We start from the raw sequence: 4,241 nt of genomic DNA, 5'->3' as shown, positions 1-4,241 counted from the left end.
TGGCTGGTAAGAAGATGCAGGCTGCGGGAGGTCGTGGAGAAGCGGCTGAACCGATGGAGGCGACGCCGGTGGCGATTCGCTGAGTTCTTGAGTCTCACCGCTCGATCCCATTCGTGACTCCCTGCTTGACGAAAGAGCGTCACTTCCTGGTTGAGAATTGTGAGTACGTTTCATTCACTTCAATCGAAGAGAAAAGCGGCCGTAGGAAGGGAAGGAGGTTCGCTATGTGGCAGGTCGTGTTAACTCGGACCGGGAAGGGCGGTATGCACATGGCGTTGGGTCTTCTTGCCGCAGTCATGGCCTTAGGCTGCGCAGGAACTGTCGTCAAATCTGAATATGAGAGCGCGAGGACTCGCTTGCAGCGGCCCTCCGAGATTTTTGTCTACAACTTTGCTGTGACGCGGCAGCAGGTAAAAGAAAATCAAGGACTGCTCCAGGGCACGGTGAATGAGATCTCAGGAACAACGACGTTGGAGCACGAGACAGAAATCGCCGAAGAGGTCCAGACGGTTGCGGCGGATGAACTCGTGGAAAGGATTCAGAACCTTGGATTACCGGCTAAGAAGGTGTCCGGCACGACTCCATTGCCCAAAGGTTCTCTGGGCATCACCGGACAATTTCTCGACGTCGACGAGGGGAATAGAGCCAGACGATTAGTGATCGGCTTCGGGTCGGGACAGTCTAAGGTCGACATTCGCGTTCAGTTATACGGGTACGGATTGGATCCGTCCCGGTCCGAGCCAGAGATTGCTCCGACGAAGCTCCTGGAATTCGAAACCCATGCCGATAGCGGTTCGATGCCCGGTGCGGCGGTAACGGCTGGAGCCGGCGCAGCGGCTGGAGCCGGTGCGGGTGCGGTGGTCGGGGTGAATGCAGCGATTGGAGGAGCCAAATCATATCGGTCCAGCATGGGGGTCATGACTGCGAAGAGCGCCGAGCAGGCTGCGAATTTCATGTCCGAATTCTTCGGGCGACAGGGCTGGATTGACCGAGGAAAAGTGAAAAATGCGGATCGACCATAGGTCCAAGACCGGCTTGGCCAGGCGCGGACAGGCTTTTCATTTTGTCGAGTGTTTTGATATGGTGTTCCTCCGGCCCCATCCCTTTTCTTTCTTAGGGAGGAGATGATAAGGATGCCCTCCTGGATCTTAATCCTTTCCTGTTCCATCACACTGACCAGTTGCGCGAGTACCTACCAAGCCGAGCCGAAACAATCCGGATTCCTCGGTGACTATTCGTTGCTGAAGAAGGGTGAAGAGGGGGAAGCGTCCCTTGTCTATCGCAAGTATGACAATGACTATGACAAGTGGCGGTCATATACAGAGATTCTCCTGGAGCCCGTGCAAATTTGGAAGGGGGAGAAGACCCAATTAAACGAGGAAGACGCGGAGTATCTAGCGAAAATTGTCTGGTCGCGGCTGGATGAAGAACTTCGCAAAGACTATAAAATGACGAGTGGTCAAGGCGTTGGCGTCCTCCGTATCCAGACAGCGGTCACGGAAGCAGGAACCAGCATGCCCGTCCTCGATCTCATCACCACTCTCTATCCGGGAACACGGCTCATTTCTGAAGGAAAGCGATGGGCCAGCGGCACCGAATCGTTCGTCGGCGCCGCATCCGTTGAAATCAAAATTACGGATTCTCAATCCGGTGAGCTATTGGGCACCGCCGTAGATCGTCGCGGAGGCGGAAAGTACGTGACCAAGGGATTTCACAGGTGGACTGACGTGGAAGAAGCGTTTACCTATTGGGCCAAACAGCTTCGCTGGCGCCTGTGTCTCGAACGTCGAGTGCCAGGATGCGATCTGATGAAGCCGGAAGCCTAGTGCTTTCGGGTTATAGGAAGGAACCGGGACGCGTCGATAAGGTAGCACCGAATGGCTGATTTTGCACTGACCGCCTGTCACGAATGTGATCTCTTGCAACGGGAGCCGATCCTCCCGCCAGGTGGCGTCGCCTGTTGCCAGCGATGCGATGCGGTGCTGTTTCGCGACACACCGGACCTGGTCGATCGGGGACTCGCTTGGACGCTCGCAGCGGCCATCCTCTTTGTGGTCGCGAATATCTTTCCCATTGTGGGTTTGGAAGTACAAGGAACCCTGAATGCAACCAGCCTCTACGGAGCGGTCGAACGAATATGGGACAATAATATGGAAGGCGTGGCAGCGCTCGTTTTTGGCACGACCATCCTGATCCCTGCAATGGAAATTTCGATGATGCTGTATCTGCTCTTGCCGCTGAAGTTTGGATGGCTGCCCGAGGAGGCAAAGTCAATCCTCCGCATCCTGCAATCTGTCCGACCGTGGAGTATGACGCAAGTGTTCATCCTCGGCGTGCTGGTGGCGCTGGTCAAGCTTGCCCACCTCGCACATGTCGTCCCTGGTATCGCCCTCTGGGCATTTGGGGGGCTGATTTTATCACTGACCGCGGCGATAGCTAATTTCAATGCGCATGCATTGTGGAGCCTGCTGAAGGAGAGCGAATGAGCGAGTCTGCCGTGACCGCGAGTCACATGGGACTGTGTGCTTGCCACGGATGTGGCGGCTTGTCCCAACTGATTCCGGGAGTTCACGAGATGCGTTGTCGCCGCTGTGGCGCATCGCTCCATCCTCGGAAACCCAACAGCATCTCGCGAACGTGGGCGTACCTTATCGCCGCCTCTATTATGTATGTCCCAGCCAATGTCTTGCCGATCATGAAAACTGGCTCGTTGTTCGGGTCTCAATCGGACACGATCATGAGCGGTGTCGTGTATCTCTGGCATTCAGGCTCATGGCATCTCGCACTGGTGGTCTTCATCGCCAGCGTCCTGGTGCCACTCGCAAAAATCCTCTCCCTCACGTATCTCGCCATTTCCGTACAGTTGGGGTGGACTGAACGAGCCTTGGAACGCACGAAGCTCTACCGGGTGCTGGAGTTCGTTGGTCCCTGGTCGATGCTGGACGTATACGTGGTGACGATTCTCGTGGCGCTTGTGCAACTAAAATCCCTGGCAACGATTGAACCAGGTCCGGCTGCGGCAGCGTTCGGTGCCGTGGTGGTCTTGACGATGCTTGCTGCAATGTCGTTTGATCCGAGGCTCCTCTGGGAGCCCGAGGAGACACATCATGTTTGAAGGATCTCGCGGGGGTACAGCGTTAGAGGACGTTCCGACGGCGGTGGCGGTGAAAAAGCGACGGTCGTCACCTCAGCTCGTATGGCTGATTCCGATCGTTGCCGCTCTGATCGGGGGCTGGCTGGCGGTCAAAACCATTCTCGAGAAAGGCCCCACGGTGACCATTACGTTCAAGACGGCAGAGGGGATCGAGGCAGGCAAGACAAAGGTCAAGTACAAGAACATCGACATCGGGGAGGTGAAATCCGTCGGCTTCACCAAGGACCTCCAAAACGTTGTCGTGACGGTGGAGTTTCACAAGGGGGTCGAGCCCCATCTTGTTGAAGATGCCAGGTTCTGGATTGCTAAACCGCGGATCGCGGGAGGGCAGGTGTCGGGGATCGGAACCTTGTTTTCAGGATCGTACATTGAGATGGATCGCGGTAAGTCCTCAGTTCCGCGTAGGGAGTTTGAAGGCCTCGAAGTGGCGCCGCTCGTCACCAGAGATATCCCTGGCCGCCAGTTCATCCTTCAAGGCAAGGACCTCGGGTCACATGAGATTGGGACGCCGGTTTTGTTTCGGCGGATTGCGGTGGGAAAGGTGGCATCCAGTGAGTTGAACCAGGACGGCTCGGGCGTCACGTTGAAAATCTTTGTCGAGTCGCCGTATGACAGATTTGTGACCGCCAACACGCGCTTCTGGGACGTAAGCGGGATCGATATCACTGCTGACGCCTCAGGCCTGAAGGTCAATACCGAGGGACTATTCTCGATCCTGCTCGGCGGCCTCGCCTTCGAGGCGCCGGCCGACTCGGGTGCGCTGCCTGAAGCAGATGCCGATACGGTCTTTCCACTCTTTCCCGATCGCGAAGCAGCACTGAAGCAGCCGGATCGGGAAACGCTGGTATTTACGATGTACTTTAAGGAGTCGCTGCGTGGGTTGACAGTGGGTTCTGCGGTCGAGGTTAACGGCATGATCCTTGGTGAAGTGAAAGCCATCAAGGTAGAGTTCGACGAGCAAAGCGCGCAATTCTTATTCCCGGTTGATGTCGCTCTCTATCCTGGTCGCATGCGAGCGATGATGCGGCAAGGGGTGGCAGATCCGACACCAGCCGAACAGAAGGACCGGCTCGATCGATTGACCGCA

The 4,241-nt window shown here is 56.3% G+C and carries 5 protein-coding genes; all 5 read left to right on the top strand.

What is annotated here, in order from left to right; translation table 11 throughout:
- Nucleotides 1-224 precede the first annotated feature (224 nt).
- A complete protein-coding gene (locus tag VEI50_13300; GenBank protein ID HXX76100.1) occupies nt 225-1,022 on the top strand; it encodes a DUF4410 domain-containing protein in 798 nt (265 codons plus the stop codon).
- Between the two features lie 111 nt (nt 1,023-1,133).
- Entirely contained in the window at nt 1,134-1,826 is a 693-nt protein-coding gene (locus VEI50_13295) for a DUF3313 domain-containing protein (GenBank protein HXX76099.1), read from the top strand.
- Nucleotides 1,827-1,877: 51 nt separating this feature from the next.
- Complete coding sequence (locus tag VEI50_13290; protein HXX76098.1) at nt 1,878-2,486, top strand: paraquat-inducible protein A; 609 nt, start codon at nt 1,878-1,880, stop codon at nt 2,484-2,486.
- The gene (locus VEI50_13285; protein HXX76097.1) at nt 2,483-3,115 is read left to right on the top strand and encodes a paraquat-inducible protein A; all 633 of its coding nucleotides are present in this window, start codon (nt 2,483-2,485) and stop codon (nt 3,113-3,115) included. Before VEI50_13290 ends, VEI50_13285 begins: the two co-directional genes overlap by 4 nt.
- Nucleotides 3,108-4,241: MlaD family protein (locus VEI50_13280; protein HXX76096.1), on the top strand; the 1,134-nt coding region annotated here is incomplete at its 3' end. The genes VEI50_13285 and VEI50_13280, both read left to right, overlap by 8 nt.

It is taken from the genome of Nitrospiraceae bacterium, from assembly GCA_035623075.1.
In the GTDB taxonomy this organism is placed as follows: domain Bacteria; phylum Nitrospirota; class Nitrospiria; order Nitrospirales; family Nitrospiraceae; genus DASPUC01.
This window is presented reverse-complemented; position numbering and strand designations above follow the sequence as displayed.